The organism is Gilliamella sp. BG3 (assembly GCF_046635605.1).
GTDB lineage: Bacteria > Pseudomonadota > Gammaproteobacteria > Enterobacterales > Orbaceae > Gilliamella > Gilliamella bombi.
In genome coordinates this window covers 1-21653 of sequence record NZ_JBIDFE010000020.1, presented here as the reverse complement: position 1 = coordinate 21653, position 21653 = coordinate 1, and the positions used below count along the sequence as shown (strand labels likewise).

At 33.5% G+C, this 21653-nt stretch carries 25 protein-coding genes; 2 read left to right on the top strand and 23 right to left on the bottom strand.

The features are described 5' to 3' along the window. Window position 1: 1 nt before the first annotated feature. The 19 genes from ACGH6S_RS09590 to ACGH6S_RS09500 form a co-directional block, all read right to left on the bottom strand. The gene (locus ACGH6S_RS09590; RefSeq protein ID WP_174798357.1) at window positions 2–934 is read right to left on the bottom strand and encodes a TIGR03756 family integrating conjugative element protein; all 933 of its coding nucleotides are present in this window, start codon (window positions 932–934) and stop codon (window positions 2–4) included. Further along, the gene (locus ACGH6S_RS09585) at window positions 931–1344 is read right to left on the bottom strand and encodes a TIGR03757 family integrating conjugative element protein (RefSeq protein WP_174798358.1); all 414 of its coding nucleotides are present in this window, start codon (window positions 1342–1344) and stop codon (window positions 931–933) included. The genes ACGH6S_RS09590 and ACGH6S_RS09585 overlap by 4 nt, the downstream gene beginning before the upstream one ends. Next, the gene (locus tag ACGH6S_RS09580; protein ID WP_174798359.1) at window positions 1341–1733 is read right to left on the bottom strand and encodes a hypothetical protein; all 393 of its coding nucleotides are present in this window, start codon (window positions 1731–1733) and stop codon (window positions 1341–1343) included. The genes ACGH6S_RS09585 and ACGH6S_RS09580 overlap by 4 nt, the downstream gene beginning before the upstream one ends. Then, a complete protein-coding gene (locus tag ACGH6S_RS09575; protein WP_411579513.1) occupies window positions 1733–4498 on the bottom strand; it encodes a conjugative transfer ATPase in 2766 nt (921 codons plus the stop codon). Before ACGH6S_RS09575 ends, ACGH6S_RS09580 begins: the two co-directional genes overlap by 1 nt. Then, entirely contained in the window at window positions 4498–4911 is a 414-nt protein-coding gene (locus tag ACGH6S_RS09570; RefSeq protein WP_411579511.1) for a TIGR03751 family conjugal transfer lipoprotein, read from the bottom strand. Before ACGH6S_RS09570 ends, ACGH6S_RS09575 begins: the two co-directional genes overlap by 1 nt. Then, window positions 4911–6317, bottom strand: a complete 1407-nt coding sequence (locus ACGH6S_RS09565) for a TIGR03752 family integrating conjugative element protein (protein WP_411579510.1) — start codon at window positions 6315–6317, stop codon at window positions 4911–4913. The genes ACGH6S_RS09570 and ACGH6S_RS09565 overlap by 1 nt, the downstream gene beginning before the upstream one ends. Before the next feature lies 1 nt (window position 6318). Further along, entirely contained in the window at window positions 6319–7131 is an 813-nt protein-coding gene (locus ACGH6S_RS09560) for a TIGR03749 family integrating conjugative element protein (RefSeq protein ID WP_411579508.1), read from the bottom strand. Beyond that, window positions 7124–7792 carry a PFL_4703 family integrating conjugative element protein gene (locus ACGH6S_RS09555; RefSeq protein ID WP_411579506.1) on the bottom strand — a complete coding sequence of 223 codons (669 nt, stop codon included), beginning with the start codon at window positions 7790–7792 and terminating at the stop codon, window positions 7124–7126. The genes ACGH6S_RS09560 and ACGH6S_RS09555 overlap by 8 nt, the downstream gene beginning before the upstream one ends. Next, window positions 7789–8163 carry a TIGR03750 family conjugal transfer protein gene (locus tag ACGH6S_RS09550; RefSeq protein ID WP_174798365.1) on the bottom strand — a complete coding sequence of 125 codons (375 nt, stop codon included), beginning with the start codon at window positions 8161–8163 and terminating at the stop codon, window positions 7789–7791. The genes ACGH6S_RS09555 and ACGH6S_RS09550 overlap by 4 nt, the downstream gene beginning before the upstream one ends. Window positions 8164–8179: 16 nt before the next feature. Beyond that, on the bottom strand, window positions 8180–8557 hold the full coding sequence (locus tag ACGH6S_RS09545; RefSeq protein ID WP_174798366.1) for a TIGR03745 family integrating conjugative element membrane protein: 378 nt from the start codon (window positions 8555–8557) through the stop codon (window positions 8180–8182). Window positions 8558–8580: 23 nt separating this feature from the next. Beyond that, entirely contained in the window at window positions 8581–8826 is a 246-nt protein-coding gene (locus tag ACGH6S_RS09540) for a hypothetical protein (RefSeq protein ID WP_411579505.1), read from the bottom strand. Further along, window positions 8819–9133 (bottom strand): RAQPRD family integrative conjugative element protein, encoded by a 315-nt coding sequence (locus ACGH6S_RS09535; protein WP_411579504.1) that lies wholly within the window; start codon window positions 9131–9133, stop codon window positions 8819–8821. Before ACGH6S_RS09535 ends, ACGH6S_RS09540 begins: the two co-directional genes overlap by 8 nt. 95 nt (window positions 9134–9228) lie before the next feature. After that, window positions 9229–9924, bottom strand: coding sequence for a TIGR03747 family integrating conjugative element membrane protein (locus ACGH6S_RS09530; RefSeq protein ID WP_174798369.1), 696 nt, complete (start codon window positions 9922–9924; stop codon window positions 9229–9231). Beyond that, entirely contained in the window at window positions 9924–12098 is a 2175-nt protein-coding gene (gene traD / locus ACGH6S_RS09525; protein WP_174798370.1) for a type IV conjugative transfer system coupling protein TraD, read from the bottom strand. Before traD ends, ACGH6S_RS09530 begins: the two co-directional genes overlap by 1 nt. Before the next feature lie 16 nt (window positions 12099–12114). Continuing rightward, entirely contained in the window at window positions 12115–12630 is a 516-nt protein-coding gene (locus tag ACGH6S_RS09520) for a PFL_4695 family integrating conjugative element protein (RefSeq protein WP_174798371.1), read from the bottom strand. Further along, window positions 12630–13394 (bottom strand): TIGR03759 family integrating conjugative element protein, encoded by a 765-nt coding sequence (locus ACGH6S_RS09515; protein ID WP_174798372.1) that lies wholly within the window; start codon window positions 13392–13394, stop codon window positions 12630–12632. Before ACGH6S_RS09515 ends, ACGH6S_RS09520 begins: the two co-directional genes overlap by 1 nt. A 2-nt stretch (window positions 13395–13396) precedes the next feature. After that, the gene (locus ACGH6S_RS09510) at window positions 13397–14200 is read right to left on the bottom strand and encodes a hypothetical protein (protein WP_174798373.1); all 804 of its coding nucleotides are present in this window, start codon (window positions 14198–14200) and stop codon (window positions 13397–13399) included. Then, the gene (locus ACGH6S_RS09505) at window positions 14197–14763 is read right to left on the bottom strand and encodes a hypothetical protein (protein WP_065590115.1); all 567 of its coding nucleotides are present in this window, start codon (window positions 14761–14763) and stop codon (window positions 14197–14199) included. The genes ACGH6S_RS09510 and ACGH6S_RS09505 overlap by 4 nt, the downstream gene beginning before the upstream one ends. Before the next feature lie 767 nt (window positions 14764–15530). After that, entirely contained in the window at window positions 15531–17555 is a 2025-nt protein-coding gene (locus ACGH6S_RS09500; RefSeq protein ID WP_174798374.1) for a DNA topoisomerase III, read from the bottom strand. A gap of 163 nt (window positions 17556–17718) precedes the next feature. Here ACGH6S_RS09500 and ACGH6S_RS09495 point away from each other — a divergent pair, with 163 nt between their 5' ends. Next, a complete protein-coding gene (locus ACGH6S_RS09495) occupies window positions 17719–18171 on the top strand; it encodes a hypothetical protein (RefSeq protein WP_081297996.1) in 453 nt (150 codons plus the stop codon). Window positions 18172–18209: 38 nt separating this feature from the next. On the opposite strand, the gene ACGH6S_RS09490 is transcribed toward ACGH6S_RS09495, so the two are convergent. Further along, window positions 18210–19142 (bottom strand): hypothetical protein, encoded by a 933-nt coding sequence (locus ACGH6S_RS09490; RefSeq protein ID WP_065606432.1) that lies wholly within the window; start codon window positions 19140–19142, stop codon window positions 18210–18212. A 99-nt stretch (window positions 19143–19241) separates the two neighbouring features. Here ACGH6S_RS09490 and ACGH6S_RS09485 point away from each other — a divergent pair, with 99 nt between their 5' ends. Beyond that, the gene (locus ACGH6S_RS09485) at window positions 19242–19541 is read left to right on the top strand and encodes a transcriptional regulator (RefSeq protein WP_202115371.1); all 300 of its coding nucleotides are present in this window, start codon (window positions 19242–19244) and stop codon (window positions 19539–19541) included. Between the two features lie 53 nt (window positions 19542–19594). On the opposite strand, the gene ssb is transcribed toward ACGH6S_RS09485, so the two are convergent. The 3 genes from ssb to ACGH6S_RS09470 form a co-directional block, all read right to left on the bottom strand. After that, window positions 19595–20092, bottom strand: a complete 498-nt coding sequence (ssb, locus tag ACGH6S_RS09480) for a single-stranded DNA-binding protein (RefSeq protein ID WP_174798375.1) — start codon at window positions 20090–20092, stop codon at window positions 19595–19597. 184 nt (window positions 20093–20276) lie between these two features. Continuing rightward, window positions 20277–20792 carry a DUF3158 family protein gene (locus ACGH6S_RS09475; protein ID WP_174798376.1) on the bottom strand — a complete coding sequence of 172 codons (516 nt, stop codon included), beginning with the start codon at window positions 20790–20792 and terminating at the stop codon, window positions 20277–20279. A gap of 17 nt (window positions 20793–20809) precedes the next feature. Beyond that, window positions 20810–21472 carry a PFL_4669 family integrating conjugative element protein gene (locus ACGH6S_RS09470; protein ID WP_174798377.1) on the bottom strand — a complete coding sequence of 221 codons (663 nt, stop codon included), beginning with the start codon at window positions 21470–21472 and terminating at the stop codon, window positions 20810–20812. Between the last annotated feature and the right edge of the window lie 181 nt (window positions 21473–21653).

Below are 21653 nucleotides of genomic sequence, written 5' to 3'. Positions count from 1 at the left end.
ATCATCCCCCAAAATCGATACTGTATAAAAATTTTTGCCCACGTCTCTTACAACATGCATAAGGTCTCCACAAAGCATAAACATAGGCTCCATCAACGCTCGCTGTATCATTAATATTTGGAAAAATACCGCATGACATATTTAATGTTGGAGCCAATTCTTGCCATTTATGATTTTTTGTATTTTCTTTAACAGGAGCTGGTGGCCAAAATCCATCTTTTTTACGCTTAGTGTAATTTTGAACGACATGCAATGAATTACTATTTGTTAATACATCAGCACCTCGTTGAACAACCACCGCTCCTGCCTTGAAGTCGTCATTTTGAGTAACAGCCCCAGCTCTTGGATAAATGTTTCCCCACATATCGGATGAATTACCAATTTCTCTTTTACCTGGTATTAATGCCTCTGGGTATACAGATTCAACAAGTGCTAATCGCCATGCAATAAAATCAAGTTCACTCACAAAATAAGGATAAAATGGCGTTACCCCGTTATTACAATAGTAGCCCATGCCTGATAGCATTTGAGAGAAAACAGCCCCACCAGGGTGGCCGATTGCTTGAACATCTTTAAAACGAATTTTTGTTCGATTATTTGCTTGACGATTATTTGTATCTCCCCCTCCTTGAATATTTGACCCAACTAATGAACTTGCTGATGAGGTAATAGTGTTAATTTCAGTCCACGGATTTTCAAATGGGTGTTCATATGCTGACATAACAACATCGGGGATGTAATGCTTTACTTTTACAGATGTACGAATTTTGCAACCGTAAGAACAAAACAGCCAAAAACAGGTTCCAGCAATTTTATATTCAGTACAACTAGTTGAGAGAGCTGATCGAACTATTTGTTGAGTACTAATAGATGTTGCAAAACTCGGCATAGTAATTATGAGTCCAAGTAAACTACATTTTATTTTTTTTATCATCGTTTATCCTCATTACCCATAAAATCATTAACTGCACGTGCAACATCTGTTATTCCGTAAATCACATTTTTTTCATTAATAACAATCGCAGGATATTTTTTAACACCGAGATAAAATGCTTTTGTAATTGTCTTTTGAGCTTCAATTATTTGAGCTTCATGCGTTTTCCATTCTGGTAAATTTAATTTTTTTTCAACAACTGAATAAGCTTCATCAATATCACTCGATAACTCACCAAAAAATGAATTTAAAAGTACTTCAGTGCTATCTAGATCATATATTTGACAATTATCATGACAATTTTTAACTCGACTTGCTTGCTCATGATTCACAAAAACATCAATACTATAAATATCTGCCCCAATACTTTGAAAACTTACAAATACAATCAGTCCTAATATACGTTTCATGCATCAGCTACCTCTGTTAAAGCCATCAAATTTTTAATCAGCAAAAAGGCATCTATCCAGTCAACAACATTGATACATAGCCGTTTCCCTGTTTCAATATCAGCTAATTGTGGCCAATGAATTTTGTTCAAATTAGGATTGCATGACACCTCAATTAAACAGGCTGATTTTTTGCCTTCGAAAGCGATTAAAGCATATTGCTGATACAATATTCCAAATTCTGTAGGATCATCTGCAGGTATACGGCATAAACGTAATTTAGTCGAAATTATTGCCCCAATTTTTCCTAATAATTCAGAGCAGAATTGTTCAAAACCTTTACTGTGTTCAATATTAATATTTGATTTTTTTAATGAAGTAGCATTAAATAAAAAATTATTATCGTTCATTATAAATCCTCATATTGTCGTGTAATACCTCGAACTTCATCTAATTTTTCAGATACTTTAATGGCAGCATCAAGCTCACTGATATTAAACTCATTCATCAGTTTCATTCTCTCCGCTTTTTCATCTTTCTCTGTCATAGCTAGAGCTAAGAAAAGGCTTGGTGGAACAATTCTGAAAAGGCATTCCACATTTTTTGATAACACAACGCCTTCCGTGTACTGACGAGCAGCTTTACAAGCAGACGTGATCATTGAAATTTGTTCATCTGTTAATGCTTTAAAACGACGTATTTTCTCTGCTTCAGATGATTCTGTTACTAACATTTCCCACCACTCAATCATTGACAATAATTTTGAAGCTGCGTCGGGAAAATCTTCCATGTTTTGGGTGGCTAACCACAACCATACTCCCAGTTTACGCCACATTTTTGACGCTTTTGTTAAGTATGCTGCTGTTAGTGGTTTTACAGTAATAATATGTGACTCATCGGTAATATTAACGATAGCTCTGGCTTGGTGCTGATATTGTTCGCCCATATTGTTGATATGATTAATAAGAGAAATATACGCAATTGATAATTGAGCTTCATAACCCTCCCTTGCAAAAGTTGCCAAATCGACATGAATGACATCAACATCTGGCCATGGTGTGCCTTGTTTATTAAATATTTCACCTTCAAATCCTTGAGTGAACATACTTAATGATTCACCCATTTCATATGCTTTTGCACGCCTAGCTTCAGGTAAATGAGTATCTTTGCTTAAGGTAAACAATGCCTCTTGAACATCACTGGGAACAGCTTGCCGTCTTTCATCATAAGCAACTTGAGCAGCCATAACTATAGCTTGTCTAATCATTGCTCTATCTGAACGACGAAGTAATTCATCTTCCCGTTCTTCCCCTCCCGTGATCATTAGACGTATAGAAATTTCTATTTCACCGAGTACATCTCGTTGTGCATCATCTTCCTCATTTTGTTCTAGTGCTTCATTAACAATGTCATCGCTCAAATTGTTTTCATCAATTTCAAACTGAATATCCTTATTTTGTAAAATTAAATGAGAATCAGCTAAAGGATTAAGCACTACACCACTTCCAGGCTTTAAACTTACTCGATGAACACTGACTCCAAGTCGCTCCATAAAATCAACAAGAAGACCAAAAGAATTACCTGTTTCGACAATAATTGTTCTAGGCCGATACATAGCAACAAGCTGTGCTATTTCGATATTCAGTGTTGCTGATTTACCTGCTCCCGTTGGCCCTAAAATAAGCTTGTGACCATTTTGTGCTTTATCGACCATTGGATCGTAACTCAACGGCTCTCCACCGCGGTTAAAAAATGTCACACCAGAATTACCTGTTCCACTGCTTCTTCCAAGAACAGGTAATAAATTGGCTAAATGCTTGCACCAATTAAATTTAACATACAGTCGTTTTATGTCATTTTGAGGGTTATAATTCATAGGTAACCATCTTAAAAATGACGATGCTGGAGCAACTTCATTAGCTTCAGCTACTGTGACAAGTCCATTATTATTAAGTACTGAACTCAGCCCCTGTATTTTACGTTTCAATCCACCGATACTTGAATCTTTCACATAAAATGCAATAGAGCTGTAATACATTTTTTCTCGTTGCCTGATATACTCCATTGCTTCGTCACAATCTTCCTTGACAGACAATGATTCAGCATTCTCACCGATGGCTTTACCTCGAACAAAATTGATATGGTCTTCTAGCTTATCTTGAGGATGAGTTACAATTGTCAAACTCATCATTGTTGATTCAGGCAATACATCAAAAAGCGCATTTATTCCATCGGCTTTACTTGTCTCGCCTGTAATATGACCAATTTTGGGTGGTGTTTTTAATCGATCCACCATAACAACAGCATGCGGTATATTATCAAAATGCCAGTAACCCTCTTTAATCTCTGGTTCACTGTAGAAAAGGCTTTCGGCAAAATCATTAATGATCGGCAGTTCATCAGCCTGTTTTTGATCATCCATTAATTGCTTAATAAAGTCTTTTTTACCTTGTAAAGGTGCTGGATTAAATATTTGAGCTAACCACCTAGAAACCTCATTCTTCCCCAATCTCTTGACAGCAATTCCCGCTCCTTTCAACGCAAGTATCAAATTGTTACAAACAATATCTAGCTTTTCTTGTGCATTTAAATCTTCACGTTCTTTTGGTCCGATATACCGATATACAACTAACCTCGTTTTCCGAACCTTTCCTCTCCATGGTGTTTTTGTCACTGTGTTATCAAAAAAAAGGCCATCACTTTTAGTGATACTATCTAAATGATATTCCATAATATCTAGCCATTTTTTTGTAAATTCAGTGCCCTGAGCGTGAGGTCTAGGATATTGTTTTAATAAAGAGATATAATCTTGTAAATTATCTTCATCTTGACAAAAATATTGTATAACCCATGGGTTCATATCTCGTTCATCAAAAGAGTCCTCAATACTATTTGTTACAATATCACTTATTGCACGAAGTTTAGATGTTGGTTTTGCTTCAGTGCCGTAAGGTGTAATTTCAAAAACAGCACCTACAGATCGACCATCTTCTAATAAAATTGAATTATGCTCTTCATCAAACTCAATCCACGGTAAATAATCAATAATTGATTTTTTGCCATTATTGGCATAAAGAAAGTTTTTTTTATGACTATGAGTCAAATTTCCTTTGCGTTTCGGTCTTTTCTCTTGAACTTTTTTTTGTGAAACTTTTTTCTTACCAAATAACTTCATTAGTAATTCTCCACCCTCTCACCTGGCATTGCATATTGCACTTCCGCATAAAATGGAAGTACGGTTGAATAACCGGGAACTGGAACTTTTCCGTCACTCAAATGAGGATAGACATACATGACTAAATCGGGATTTGGTAATCGTTGAAAAAGATTATTAATTTCTTGTTCTGCTGTTCGTGTATGCGTTACCACTTCAACATTTTGCGTTAAATTATCAACTTCTCTCCTAAGTTGAAGTCGATTATCAAACAATTGAGAAGCTCCCCCTCCCGATTTTTTATTGTAAATATCACTCATCGTCTCACTACTATGTGGAAACATTTTTTCTTTTGAAGTACTACAACCAGATAATAAAAATAGAGCTGTGCCAAAAGTTAATAAAAATATTGTTATTTTTCGTTTCTGTTTCATTAATCAAGCCCTCCCATTTTTTTAGTATTCATCTCATAATCAACAAGTCTGCCCTCAAATAAATAATCAATTTGCAGCTCCTTGCTAATGTGAATGGCAATTTCTTTACCTGGAGGGACATAAACAGCATCAAAAGTTTGACCGTAACGTTTATTTAACCAATCAATTGTCTGATTAATTCCGCCACTCAGCCCCTTACCTAAAACATATTGGCCGTTATTTCCTGTCACTGCATTGGTAACATTTGAGCCATCTGTTACAACAGTAGTATTTTGTTGTGCCATTGCATCTGCAGCAGCAGCTGCTGTACCTAGACCTATTACAGTTGATAAATATTGGCTCGCATTAGATTTGATTTCTCCCGAAACACAGGGAATACCGTATTCGTCAGATAACCACCCAATACTTTCATCTTTGCTATTTTTTGATGAATCGGGGATCGTTATAATTCGCCCATCATCAAAAACAAATGTAATTGATTTAACGTTGCCTCTTACACAAGATAGAACGTAATCACCAGAGGCTGTCCCAGAAACAATCGCCCCCTCAATATGTGGTAATTCAATTCCATTTGAGATTAAATTATCTCGACCAATAACAGCTTTAAACGGGTACGGATCAGATACAACACCATCAATGGGAACTCGACCTAGCAATGATGTCATTGAAACAGAGCCTGTTAACGTTGAATTGGCGGGTACTGTATAAAATGGTTGACGATCTTTTTCATTTTTTCGTTCACCAATAGGCTGATTGATACTCTCTTTATGGTCTTTTAGTTTTGAACGAATAGGATCGCTACCAAAGCTAGTCGGAAACTGAAATCCCGTCGTATTTTTACCTTTATTGCTACTAACAATTTGGTCAGCTGGATTAATCCATTGAATTTCATCATCATTAGTCATATCAACTTTACTACTTGTTTGCCCTCTCCCAATTGGAATTGAAACTGGTTTGGAATCAGCTGTTTCACTAGATATAGGGGATCTTGAAGCTAATTGATTAAGCTTATCTGTTAGAATTGAAACTTTTTTTTCTAGCTCAGTAGGCTCATTAGATTTTGAATCATTTGATGGTGGCTCTATCTTATACTGTGGTACTCTTGTCTTTTTCAAATTTTCATTTTCGGATTTTAACTTTTTCAGTTCACTTACTATATCCGCTTGATCCTTTTTTAGAGTCTTAACTAGCGTCACTAACGTCTGAACGGTATCTTTTTCCGTATCACCCGTAATGCCGAGCACAGATAAATCTTCTTCATTTAAATCAGCTATTTCAACTATTTCATCACTTGATGAAGATTCATTTTTTTTATTTTTATTTGCAATGACTACAATAAAAATTCCAACTAATATTACTCCACCAACGATAAGAGGTAACAGCTTATTTCCTTTAATTGTCGCCATATTATTCCTCTCTTAACTCAGGTAAAAATGCATTGATTACTTTACCTTTAGTAACAATATAAAGCATTGTTGTATCTGTCGGATCACCATTAGGGCCTAATGTGTTGTGTTGAAATGTTGCAGAATAAAAGTTGCCTTGTAACAATCTTGCATCTAAATTGACATGATTTTTACTCTGATTAACTAATTTAATTGCGACAACTTCATAATTTTTTAAACGCCACACTGATTTTGGCTCAGCACTGATAGGAAGCTGTGGTACCAGCCTAGTTAATAATGGGGGTAATGACATAGAAATTTGTTTAATACCAGGTACTTTTTCAATTGCACGCAATGGAGCATAATAATTTTGTGCAGCATATCTAGTAAGCAAAACGGGAGTTGGTAATACCTGCTCAGTATAATTTTCTTCTGCTTTTTTTAAATTAGCTTCACTTTCATTATCGGTCGTGATTTTAATTGTTTCTAATTTCTTTTTGGATGGTCCATTTCCCGTCAGATCAACTAAAATAATTTCACCTGTTTCAAGATCTTTTAGCATTAATCGAGTTTCAGTAAATGGCGCATTGCTTTTTAAATATATAACACCTCCTAGACTTTGTACTCGAAGCTTATCTTGTAATGATCCAGGTAATCCGACTGATATATTTCTTTCTAAAATCACCATTCTTTCATCATTTTGATTAATAGTAATTTTAATAGGTGTTCTGTCCCATGTAATTAATTCAACAGCAATAGCATTATTGATTGACGATACAAAAATAAATAATGTTATGATTAGTTGAGAAAGTTTTATAATCATCTTATTATTCATTGTGTTCTCCTGTAGACGAAGTGAGTCTTAACGGTTGACTTGCATAGCAATTAAGCTTTAAACCCCAGGGATTTTCTTCTGGATTTGTATCACTCTTAACAACACTAATCGGATAACGAACCAGCGCTCGTTTAACCGCTTCCCCTTTGTAATATTCATCAATGTATAAATCGAATGTCACAATCCATGCTTTATCTGATAAAATTTTTACTCGATGCTCAAGTTGATTTGTTTCGTAATTTTTAATTCCTGAATTAATGCCCCTGCCATCTATTTCAGCAATGTTTCGAGCCCGTTCTCTTAGTTCACCACCCTGCCTTCTTTCCTCATATTCATTCAATAACTGTGATTTACATTGAGGTGTCAAAAACGGAGTAAGCGTATTGATGTTACGTTTATAATCAACTTCACCATTCGTTGGCCAGTTATGTAGTTGCTGAAAAATATAAAATGCAAATCCATAAATGTTACTTGGATCTATATCTGACCAAAGCCTAGTACTACCTGAACGAGTATCAGGAGGAATATGAATAGTCAAATGTTTAGGCGCTGACCGCCAGCCCCAGGTTATGGCTAAAATAATTACAAGCAATACAATAATCACAAATCTCAGTGATTGGATGTGTTTATCTCGCCCTGTAAGTGCGTGTAAATATTTCATTTGTTTTTTACCTTATTGTTTTTTCGTCTAACGATAAATTCTTGATCATTAAAAATTAGATTATTTCCATTGAATCCTTTTTTAGCAAAAAACAAATCAATAGACCGTGCAAACCAGGTTTCTGGTTTACCTCGCTTTAATTTAGTAATCTTATTTCCACCAAAAAAAAGGGTTGGCAATGGCATGAAAACGATCGCTGAGGGAATTAACACCCAGCGACCAAATAAGATAAATAAGATAATTCCGAACAAACCACCAATAATTGCACCAACCCCTACCATCAACGATATTTCACGGACTGTCATGCCCTTATAGACTACAGGCATACGGTTGAGACGGTCAGGAAGCATATCAATGTCATTCTCTTTCATCTTATTTACCTTTCTATTAATCTTGCAGTGTTTCAGCCGCCAATGTTGCAAGCCAAATACAAGCGACAACTAATACAATACCTATAACAACTAAAGTGCCTAGCTTTGCCCAAGACCCTTTCCCTTCACCGATATTGTTATACTCAACGATGATATTTTTTGCTGCAACAATAAAAACACCGCCAACGATAATCAATCCGCCAAAAACGAAGCCGTCATATATATATGCTTGCATATTTGCTAAAAATCCGCTTTTTTTCCCTTGTGTGGGATCATCTATTTTCGGCATTTTTGCCAACGCATTTTGTCCCCATAAAGCTAAAGACAGTAATATTAGGTTTATAGACATCTTATTATTTTTTACTTGAAATAATTTTTTTGTATTTTTGAACATGAATTTTTTCTCCTTAAACATTTTTATCGAAAATAAATAAAAGATCCCAGTATTAATAAAAACACAACAGCCCGAATAATGATTGACGGCAAATCATCAACTTTGATACTTTCATCACCGACCCCCTTCAAAAGACATAAAATAATGATAGCAATTAAAAATAGCCCTACAGCAAAACATATCGCACCGAAAAAATTAAATGAGTCATCCATTGTAAATGTTGCACCATCTTTAAAAGCCTTATAAGTTTTTTCGCTGATATCATTCATTTTGATATTCACCTTCAATCACTGGAAAGTTAAGCGTACGAGGTTGAGATCTTGTCGGGGATATGTAGCTTTCGATACCGTGCATAACATGATCAATATCATTTTGTATTGCTTTATAATTAAAATGATAACGTTCTGATTGCTCGGTTCCTGAAACAATCTCGCTTTTTAGTAACGATTGCTTAACTTGTTTAAGTTGTTTTAACACTAATGCGAGTTCTTCTTTTTCATTTGCGACACTCAAATTAGAGCTTAACAATAAAGATAAACCAACTATTGAAAGAATTATGTTAGGATGCTTTCGCATATTTTTTCTCCAGTTTTAAACTGGATTTCTACTATAATGATTAATATGCGAAAAACATCAATTAAATCTTTTTTGATTTTTTAAAAAAAATTGGCTTACAAATATTTCTTAAATGAACCAAATGTAATACTAATACTGAGACCAAATAAAAAGGCCATGGGAATGAAAACGGCATTTGGATGGATTGTAAAAGGAACTGATAAATAGATAAGCCATGATAAAATTAACAAAGGCTTTATCCATGCTTTAGAATGATAATATAGAAAACTTGATTCACGACCTGCTCCAAATCGCCGAATGTCTCGCCGAACCAAACCGTCTACACAACCAACAATAGCAGCAAGAATAAAAATCGGTATTGAAAGAGTCAAAATAACTAAGCGAACCAAAAAAACCAATATAATATTAATAATGGCTTTTACATAAACGCCAACCGAATTAATATATTTATAAACAGTCGAGCTTTCATCGTTCACAGTTCCATCTACTATTTCAATCAATCCCGTTTTAACAGCAATGAATTGATATGTATTGGTAATAATATTTTCAGCAAAAACTACAGGCTCAGACAAAATAAAGCTATTGACAAAGTCTTGTTCAAGATAACTAAACTCAACATTGAGCATTTCTTCGCTATGACTATCACCGAGTTCAGTCCAAAAAAACGTTATGCCAATACATTCAATAACAATGCTTATAAGAAGTGAAAAAAAAAGTGTAGAAACTATAGATGAAATAAATCCCTTTTTTTTGGGCTTATTTGAATTTGAATCAGATTCAACATTGGCCATTATTCATCTTTCTCCTCTTGTAAAGTATGTAAAAAAGCTTTTTCATCATCATCAATGTCCAATGCTAGATGAACTGGTAATTCATTTTCCTCAGGACAATCTGAATCATTATCTATTTCAGGCTTTTCCCATACTGAATTTGAATTTACCCACCATTGTTCACCTGTTGAATAACTTTTTGCCATCTCTTTAGAAAGTGTATTAATGGAATCAGGCATCATAATATCTTGCTCTTGAGACGGAAGAGGCATGCGAACTTTATATAAAACACCACCGTTAGTCAGGACAAACGCTTGTCCTCTTGGTAACTGTATTAGTTCCGATGGCTCAAGTAATGGCATTGATTCAGTACTAATTCTGTCCTGTGTACTCGATGTGAAATCCGTTTTTGTATCAGGACTCGGTGTATCGCTTGCACCTGATACCACCGTATTTTTGTAGATATCAACTTTAGGAAGTTGTGATGTAATAAGTTCTGCTGTTTTGGTTTCACGAACACGTAACATAATTATATTATTGAAATTACCTTGCACTTGCCCTGCTTTTGCGGCACTCCCCACTTTGACTTCGATATCTGAAATCGTTTGTGTGTATGCAGTAACATTTATTCCTGCCCCTCTAGCCTTATTTACAAGAGGAATAAACTCATCACCCATGATTTCATTCACTTCATCAGTATGTAAACACACATTGATTTTAGATCTATTTTCTCCTGGTAATCCGTCGTCAACACCATATTTATAGATATACCCAGCTATTGATACAAGATCTGCTAGCATTGAGTTTCCAACGGCAGCACCAACTACAGCATCAGACAAAGCATCAAGCCCAATATAAACAATACCCTTTTTTCGAATGACTTGTTCCCAATCGAAAATTGGTCGTTCATCATTGATATCCAAGTAGTCTGGAGCTAATAATTGTGCTGTTTTTCCTGTTGTTAACTTCTCTAAAAATGGCATTAGTGAGGCAACAATTTTATCAAAATACGTTTTATCGTATTGAATAGCTGAACGTAAACCTTCCAGAACATCATCACGTATTTTTTTAGCAGCAATATAATCATAAAGAGCAACGACAAGCTTGTCTCTTCCCCTCATTGCTAATGAAACATTCTTGTCATTAACTTTTGTTGCCATTTCACTAATAGTGATCCAAGCTTTTGGATCGTGTTTATCAAAATAGTGCTGAGCATATTCTAAAAATAAGGTATCCATATTGTTTGTATAACGATTGATTTGAATGTAATCTGGACGACGACCCAGTTCAATTAACGCCTTAGTAACGATATTAACAAATCGCCATGCAAACTCTTTAAATGCTGCGGAATTGCCTTCTCCCGCCAGTGGAGCTGAAACACGCTGCGCAACTTCAGTAATTCGACTAAAACGACCGATAGCATTATATCTAGCTGAAATTTCAGGGTAACCCAAATGAAATATGTAAAATTCGTCTTGTCTACCATTCCGTTTAGCTTCTGCATACATTCTTTTTAATAAGTCGGCATCCCCTTTAGGATCAATGACAATAACAGGATCACCTCTAGCTATATCCTGTGTAACAAGAACTTCTAACAATCTTGTTTTTCCAACACCTGTTGTTCCCAATACTAACGTATGACCGCCCCTATCCACAAATGGCATCATAATATCGACCTCATTAATTTCGACACCGTGTAAGAATGGGTTTCCGCCTACTGGTGGTAATGGTTTTACTGGATTAAACCAACGATTTGAACTAGTACACTTTGCTATAAGGCTTCTTTCATGTTTTTGTTCCCAGTGTCTCGCAGCCCGATATATAGCTGATGGTTGAACAAAACGCTTATATTCTTCTCTACGACACAAAATAATTCGTTGTAAATGTTTTTGCTCCCATTTAAACCCTCTTCCTAGAAAAAGAAATTTTTGGCTAACAGGAATTTGTTCGCTTGTCAGTGAATAGAATGGTAAACGTTTTATATTTCTTTTATAACGAATAATGGTAATACCTTGTTTGGCTCTGTAAATGCCAAACAATAAAAAAGCACCTGCAACACCAATATTAACAGAAGTTGACAACGCTACAGCCCACGGAGCAACAAGACAAATAAATGCACAACTTATTGATGTTACAGCACTATACAGCTCAGAAGCGGGTCTAAATATGGCCTCAATATTGTGCTCATTACTCATGATGTTATTCCCATAATCATTGTTCAATACTTTTCGCAGTAACTAGAGCGGGATATGATGTTATTTGAAACTTCTCTGCGAGTTCATCGCCAGACATGGCATATATAGGAATATTAGTAAGAGATTTTAATGTTTTAATCTGATTGACATTGTCTATGTTTACAGCAACGGCAACAATACCATTTATTGTCTCTAAATCATTATTTCGAGCTTTCAACCATTCAATAGAAAGTTCATCAGCGCCTATGATGATAAAAGGTTGCAATGTCGGATAATCAATTGAATATGATTCAAAAATACCTGGAGAAAGTTTTTCACTATGCACTGGTAAATAGGTTCCCTCATCAATTTTCATGTTTTCAGGGGCTAAAAATTGCTGTTGTTGCTCACTATATTCATCTTGAGGATCTAACATTTCATAATACACTCCCATCGAATTCCCGCCGTAATCACTGACAACATTCAAATCAGCTATTGCAGAATGAGCTGTTATAGAGATAATAAAAATTAATGCTCTTTTGTTTATAATCATTACAAATCACCCAATTCAATTTGTCTCCATTTGCCACCCTGATTTTGTACTAAAATTGGCAAGGTATTTTTTCCGATTTGTTCCCATTCACCACTATTGTGATTTAATGTGATTTTGCCACTTTTTACTTTATCAATTGGAAGATGATTTAGACTAGCCCACCTTTGGACAGCTAGATCATCATGTTTGGTATTCAGCAAATAAATATCCATTTCTTTATGTGTTTTTAATGCTTTACCTAATAATGTTTCACTTCTTACATTATCATTAATATCAATAAATAAAATCATTCTGTCCCCCTCATAATTTAGAGGTGCTACAAAATTAGGATTATCATCCAACTCAACAGGTAATACGTTTGTATAAAGTTGTTTAAACATACGATTATAAATCCGTTGAAATTCAAGTTCTTTAGTCGTACGTTCAAATTCTTTTTTTGCAAGAAGTGTTGCGTAATGTTCTCGTTCTTCTTGAGTTTCAGATTCAACCCCAAGGGTAGTTAGAGGATCAAGATTAGGAGACCAATAACGCCGTCCGCCTTCATTAATAAGTTTTTCATATTTTTGCCATTCTGTAACTGTCAATCCCCAATAAGATGCTTTCTCTTTAATTCTTTCTTCTTGTGTATTCCGAGATTCTTCATCAGATTTTTCAACCGATTTTGTGGAATCAAGATCCTTTGAAACTAGTTGAGAATTAGCTAATAAATCCCAAGACATAAAACTTAATAGCAATAACAAACATATTTGTTTTTTTAGTATCATATTTACTCCTTATCTATTGTTAGAGTATAAGTTTGTTGCTTACTATTTATTAATTTCACAGAGTTTTTATCAATTTTTGCAACTTTCCAAAAATCATCTATAAACTCACCTTCATTTACAAATTTCAACGCAGATAGTGATGTCGCATTTTTAGGTAGGAATACAGCAACTAATTCACCAGCTCTAAATTCAATGCTAGATAATTGATATTTAAAATTTATTGCCGTTGCAGTTTTAGCCTTTATAATATTACTTCTTGTTGTATTGGTTGACTTGCTATTGTTATTTGATAGCATTACTGTAATTTTTTGTATAATCTGATCTTTAAATTGTTGGAAAGATGCCACAACGCCATCTAATGATTCTTGTTGCATTTTTTGAACATTCTTAACTGCTTCTAACTCAACTTCAATATTTGCTATAGCTGTTTCAAAATTATCTAATTTACTATCGAGATTTTTATCATTTAGAATTAGTTGTAATGACGTTATGTCCTGTTGACTTCGTGCAGAGCGTGTATTTAAATTATCATAATCAACATTGATTTTTTTCTGTTCCAACTGAATTTCATCTAATTTTTTTTCCAATGTGTTAATACTATTTATACTTACATTATTCGTGTTTATTTTATCTTCCAGTTCTTTATAGTTATTAGATGCTTGATTCATGTTAAGGAGAGATAAATGCAATGCTATTGCTACTAATATAAACAAGATTACAAATACACCACATATTAAAACGACCATTTTTTTAGTTATTGCAATGGGTTGGTTTATATTTAATTTATTTATTAGCGTATCCTTCATTTTTTGCCTCCTTTTGTTTCAACATTTTTTAGTTCTTTTGTTTCTATCATTTGAGGAGGTGCTTGATAAGTTTCAAATTGAGGTTCCTGTTTAACTGAGGAAATAGGTTGTTGTTTTCGAGAATATCCTTTTTTTAGATGAAAACAGATTTCTCGTTCAACGTCATTAACATCTAAATTCCAAGCAGGGCCAGCCATAACATGTAGTGCATCATTTAATAAAATTGGCCCCATTTTATATTGAACTTTAGGTAAAGTGCTTTCATAAAGAACATTGATATCTGAGTTAGTGCAAAGAGAATAACCTGATTGTTTTAAAGCATATTCCATTCCATCTTTAACTGTTAAATTTAAATTTTTAGGTAGTGAAATATTAATAATTTGATCTAAAACATATTTATGAATTGGATCATCTAGTTCAACAATGGTATATCGATCTGTCTGCAAAACTGGTGTAGGTTTAGATTCTATTTTAGACTTAGAACTAATAGTTTTAGAGTTATTTGTACATGCTGTTAATACAAATATTGGAAGCAATGCTAACATAGAGATAGCGATTTTCATTGTATTTACCTTTAGATTAATATAGAAAGTAAAAAGGTAAAATGCAATGATGACTGAGTAAACAAATAAATCAATGCTGAGTACAACAAAAAACCCATTTATCAAAATTATCAAAATGGGCTTTTGTTTCCAAGTATATATGTAATTAATATAATTAGAGTTAAAGACAACTCAATAAAAAGTGATAAAATGCACTCTCCCCTCAAAAATCATGCAATTTCATACACATTCTCGATTCGCTATTTAGTTAGCTGAGATGAACCGAATAAACAAGCCTGCTTTAAACAGTCTTATCAGGCACGCGTTAACGCACTAAGGGCTACTGATTTTTTACCATTCAGTTTGGTGTTGTTATTAGTCGTTATAGAACAAACAAGGTAAATACCACTGTTTTTCTTGCTACAATTTACAATGGTATTTACCCTGAGTTCGGACAAAGACAGGAAAGACAGGAACAAGAACCACCTTGCTCCTTGTTGTATATTATTTCAAAATTGATGTGAATTGAATCAGCTCTGATACACATACAGCTCTATCCAACCGTATGTATAGTTGTAACTTACACAGAGTTGTTACAAGCAGCCATAAATTATGGACTTGGGACATTTCAGATTAATAAGGGTTAAAAATTAATCCAAAATAAATTAGTGATTTTATGACCGCAAAACCACAAAAGCGGAGTGAAGTTTGATTCTGTCATAATTCGTTTAATTTTACAATATAGAATCTAATTAAGTATGTTTTTATTCTAGTAATAATCACTATATTCACACTGTCTTCTCAAAAACAGGATTACCTTTCTTGTCCCCAAAACAAGTAAATTTGCATCCATCTTTGTAACGAGAGCAACCAAACCAAATATATTTACCTTTTTGGTTTTTACCTTCTCTTTTAATAAGTGCACCACTTTGACATTCAGGGCAATCGTATGATTTTGTTTTTGAGACTTTTGGGGATGTGATATTCTTAGGTAACTCGGCTCCTTTATACGTTTGAATTAGTTGATTAATAAAAATATACTGTTTACGCATAAACTCGCTTTGTTGCTGTTGACCTGTTGCAATATTTTCTAATTCTTGCTCCCACAGGGCTGTCATACCTGGATCTTTTAATACATCAGGTAGGCTATCTATCAGTGCATATGCAATATTTGTGGCCAGAATAATTTTCTTTTTTCGTTCAATGTAATTACGTTTTTCTAATGTTTCTACAATTCCTGCTCTTGTTGCTTCTGTACCAATCCCTGAAGTTTCTTTTAACATTTTTTTTAATTGAGGGTTTTCTACATATTTGGCAATTTGTTTCATTGCATCAAGCAGACTACCGTCATCGAAATGTGTCGGTGGCTTAGTTTGTAACGATCTAAAGTCAACTTTAGAAATAGTACAAATATCATTGTTAGATAAAAGTGGAAGTTTTTGTTTATCATCAACATCTTCAGCATTTTCAATGTTGTCTCTTGTAAATAATACTTTCCATCCCAGCTCAACTAACACTGTACCTTTTGCTTGAAATTTCTGTTCAGCACTAATTAAATTAACTACTGTTTTATCTACTTCATTATGCACCATAAAATTAGCTAAATAGTTTCGTCGAATCAAATCATAGACTTTTAATTCATCTGCACTAAGTTGTGACAATTCTATAGTCTTTGATGTCGGGATGATGCCATGGTGTGCGGTTACTTTTTTATCATTCCAAAGTCGAGATTTATAAGCTAAATTAATCTGTGGCATAAATTTTGCCATTTCAGGATCATTTTTCATAATAACAGAAATTATGGTTTCGGCTTCATCAAACATTGATTCAGGCAAATATCCGCAATCAGTTCTTGGGTAAGTTGTAATTTTATGTGTTTCATAAAGTGATTGAGCAATATTAAGTACTTGAGGCATAGACATACCGTACTTTTTAGAGCACGCTTTCTGCAAGTCACTTAAACTAAATGCTAAAGGAGGAGAGAATTTAACCCGTTCAGTGTTAACATCAATAACTTTTGCTTCTCTTGAATGCTGTAGCTTTTGTGCTATTTGTCTTGCAAAAGATTCATTAAGACATCGTCCCGCTTCGTCTATATTTTCTTCTGGAATCCAAGTGGCATTAAATGTCTGGGATGTCTTAGATAACTGAATATTTACAGAAAAATAAGGTTTGGGTATGAAATTTTTAATTTCTCTATCTCTATCGACAATTAGCTTTAGGACGGGTGTCTGAACACGACCCACAGATAAAACGCCGTAACCCAAATCTCTACCTAGTAAAGTAAATAGTCTTGTACTATTGAAACCGACCAACCAATCAGCTTTTGCTCGAGCTTGGGCTGCTAAATATAACGGATAAGTTTCACTAGCTGCCTTAAGACTAGCAAGGGCTTTTTTTATTGATGTATCATCAAGTGCTGAAAACCATAATCTTTTAGTTTCACCTTTCCAGTTAAAACGCTCTAACAGAGACCACGCAATAGCTTCACCTTCTCGGTCGGGGTCTGTTGCGATAATAATGACGTTAGCTTTTTTTACTAACCCTTGAACCACTTTGAATTGTTTTGACGTTTTTTGAGCAACATTATAAACCCACTTTTCAGGTAAAATAGGCAAATCGTCTATGCTCCACTTCTTAAATTTTTCGTCATAAACATGTGGTTCTGCTAGTTCCAGCAAATGACCGACACACCATGTAATACATATTTTTCCATCGGAGCTACGATAAAAACCGTTATCATTAACTGTAGCTCCAATATGTTTCTGGATATCTTTAGCTTGACTAGGTTTTTCACAAATAAATAATTTCATTAACATTCATTCTCTTATTGTTTTTGATAACTGAATATTAATTAATTGAAATAAATATGGGATAGTTAAATCAATATTGCTAAATGGAATATTGATTTAATAATAAAAAACATATACAGCATAATTATAATTAAAGTTCAATAAACAATTATTGGAGTAAATAATGATAGATATGGCTATTCCCGTTAATCATTCATTTTTAGATTATAAAAACCACGAAACGCTAATATTTAACATGTCAAACGGCAAATTCAATTTTTGTATTGGACTTTTTAATATTATCTATTTTGCACAACTAGCAATGCAACTCGGATATATTCCTAAAGACGATAAATGGACTAATACGTTAAATGAATATTATAAAAATGATGACTGTTACAATGCTCATAAAAAAATTTGTATGAAAAACCCTGCTATTATTACAAACTGCATTTGTGACAATTGCGATAATCCTATTTTATTTAAAGTTAAAGATACCAAACATGAGTTTCAAATCGGGCTTTTTACTATTCTTAATTGCTTAAAAATCGCAGAGCAAAACAACTATATACCTCAAATAAACGTCCAATTTTGGATATTAGTAGAAAATCGCTACCACTTATCCAATAAATTTTAAATTAGTAAATTTTGCAACAAACATCACCTATATTAAATTTATCTTATAAGTATAGGTGATATCAATTCATTTGCCTGTTCTATACAATAATCACTAAAAGAATTTTTATGCCATTTATCCAGATTTATCAAATTACTAAAATGAACATGATTCATTTCGATAGTTTTTCGGTAAATTTCTTGTGGTTCACGAAATTCACTATTTGAAACTCGATAAGTAATGACTAAATCGATAGACTCTTTTTTATTATTAGCACTAAGCGGAATATGATTTGTAAAATAGAAATTTAATTCTGTAAAAATTTTACTAGAAAAAATGAAATATCCTTCTTCCATTTTTATAAATTTATTAGTCTTTTCTAGAATTGTGTCCTTTAATGTACTGTCAATTATTTTTTTACCGAATAAAGAATGGTTTTTAGCCATATAAGCAAATATCCAAGGGATATTAAGAATTGTAGCTCCGCAATAAAGATACCCTTCAAAGTTAATATAATTTTGTAACATATTAGTAAGTAAATTCTTGCCTATGTGAAAACCAATATCTTTTTGGATAAGATAAATAATTCGATCTAAATGTTGGCCCAAGATTGTTAATATTTTTCTGGATGTTTCATCTAGCTTTGATTTTCTATCAGAAGATTTATAGCGTTTGTTAGCGTTATGGGCTGCAAATGGACATTGTTTATAATTATCTGGATTAAAATAACCTAATTGTACAATGTTATTATTAGCTCCACTAACTGGTTTGTGATAATGCTTTCCATAAGGTTTCAATAATTTATCTGAGCTGTGATATAGATTTATAATTTGTATAGGATTATCACAAGCAGGACAAATAGCAAAATAGCAAGCTTCACCTTTGTCATTTTGTTGAACGAAAGGAAATTTACTTTGTGTATCTTTTTCATATTGATTCCGTTCAATGACATGAAATATTGTACTATTAGGCAAAACTTTATATAAGTGCATATTATCTTCTACCTTTCTACATACTTATAATTTATTATTATTAATTTTTTTAAATTATTCAATATATCATTTTATTTTCTGATTTATTCAGTTATAAATATGAATAAAATTTCAAACCAAAATACGAAAAATTTTCGTATTTTTAAATTAGAGAATGACGATATGAACGGATATGAATTAAAAATTTGGAGGAGAGGTTTCGGTTGGTGTCAAGAGATTGCAGCAGAACAATTAAACGTGACAACAAGAACATATCAAAATTACGAAAAATCAGAGTCAGTTCCCCACATAGTCATATTAGCAACTCAAGCATTATCATTAAAAATGAGATACAACGAAATGCAAAATAAACCTAAAAAAGAAATATTAAGAATTTTAAAAATAACCCTCGAAAAATAGATAGCCTAACTACTTTTAGCTAGATTATCTATTTAATATTTATAAAGTAAACTCTAGAATGGGATATCGTCATCAAAGTCCATTGGTGGCTCCTCAGGCATAGCTGTAGCTTGTTCTGTAGTTGGTGCATTTTGCGTTGTTGATTGTGGCACTGGTGCAGATGAAGAGTTGTTAGCACTTTGTCCCCAATTTTGTGAACCATCCCGTGAACCTAGCATTTGTAAAGTACCGCCAATTGGGTTGACTACAACTTCAGTTGTGTAACGATCTTGTCCTGACTGATCTTGCCATTTTCGAGTTTGTAATTGCCCTTCAATATAAATTTGGGAACCTTTTTTTAAGTATTCGCCAGCAATTTCAGCTAATTTACCAAATACAACAATACGATGCCATTCAGTGCGATCACGGGTTTCATTCGTTTGTTTATCCTTCCATGTTTCTGATGTTGCAACACTAAAATTAGCAACAGCATTACCATTCGGCATATAACGAACCTCAGGATCTTGCCCCAGATTGCCAACTAAAATTACCTTGTTTATTCCTCTTGCCATTCTTTTGCTCCTATATTATTACACATATTAGCTTACTGTAACCCCCCGTTACAGTAAACAGTAGTTTGACTACTTAGCTAGCTGTTACCCCCCGTAACAGTAAATTAACTACTAACTAATTTTAAGCATAGTCAAACATTTGAAACCAAGCCTCAGTCAATTAAATATAATTTATCGACTCATATTATTTAGTTGGTATGTTAAGCTCATCAAACTTGGGCAACATTTCATTAATTAAGTGTCTGATTCGAATACATACTCGCATTTGAAAATTTAACGTTAAGCGATCAATTTCTAGTTGTCGGATAAAATTTTTATCCTCATGACTCAAATTGTTTTGTTCCAATGCATCTAATATCAATCGTTTTCCCTCAATCTCAGTACGACTAGTTTTACCGTTCACAATAACTATTTTCTTATACTTCCAACTTAAATATACTGAACCATTTGATAAGCGTCTTTTTTTCAAATAAAAAGGTAAATACTTAATGGGTAATTTATCTCTTGTGTCATTGATGAGTCTTTCTGCAATGTTTTCTAATCTAAAAATGTACGATTCAATTTCTTGTAAAATAGCTTCATATTCCCCCTTACCTTTAAAAGGCTTTAAAAGGCCTTTTAGGGATAGATGTTGTATTGCAAATTGATAATCTGCTGAAGAGAGTGTATTTGCATATTCATCTTTATAAAACTCATTCATTAGCTCACCTTATTATGTTAATTAGTTATTGATACTGTTCGGTCTCGCATTTTATCTGCATTTAGTATTTCTTCTGGTACAATCCCTAATTGCTCAATAGCTTTAGTTGCTAACGGGGTATTATCGACAAAATCTTTTCGTGTTACACCAGTGCGTTTATATTTAGTAATATAAGTAATTAACGAACGTAATTCATGAGCAATCATATTCTGCCTATCTGATGCATCACTATTTTTGATTAATGAAATATGTTTAGCTAGCTGAACTTTTCGGACAAATAAATCAAATTTACACAGTAAAAATACTAATTGATAACCACTTGGCACATTAATAAATAGGTTCAGATCAACGGGTTTAACTGATGTCGCATCACTTATTTTAAAACCTGGCGGGACTGATTTAAGTATTTCATCAATACGATAATTCTCAACATCTAATAATTTTTCAATTTTAGTAATATGCTCATAGAATTTAGTCAATCTGATATCTGCGTAGGGATCATCAAGACGTGTTGCTATTTCAATGACTTTTAAATAAGCAATAGCCCTTGTCATACTTTGAATTTGATGCTTATCATCAGTTTTTTTTCTGCCATACCAGATTTGAATTGCTGGAACAGTATGAAGCTCTATTTTAATATCACTTCGTAAAACACCGACTTGATTGTTTTCAGTTTCCATCGGAATACTCCTATTTAAATAAAATTTAAAATTAACAGTAATTGGACTACTCAGCTAGCTGTTACCCCCCGTAACAGTAATTAGACTACTCAGCTAGCTGTTGCCCCCCGTAACAGTAATTAGACTACTCAGCTAGCTGTTGCCCCCCGTAACAGTAATTAGACTACTCAGCTAGCTGTAA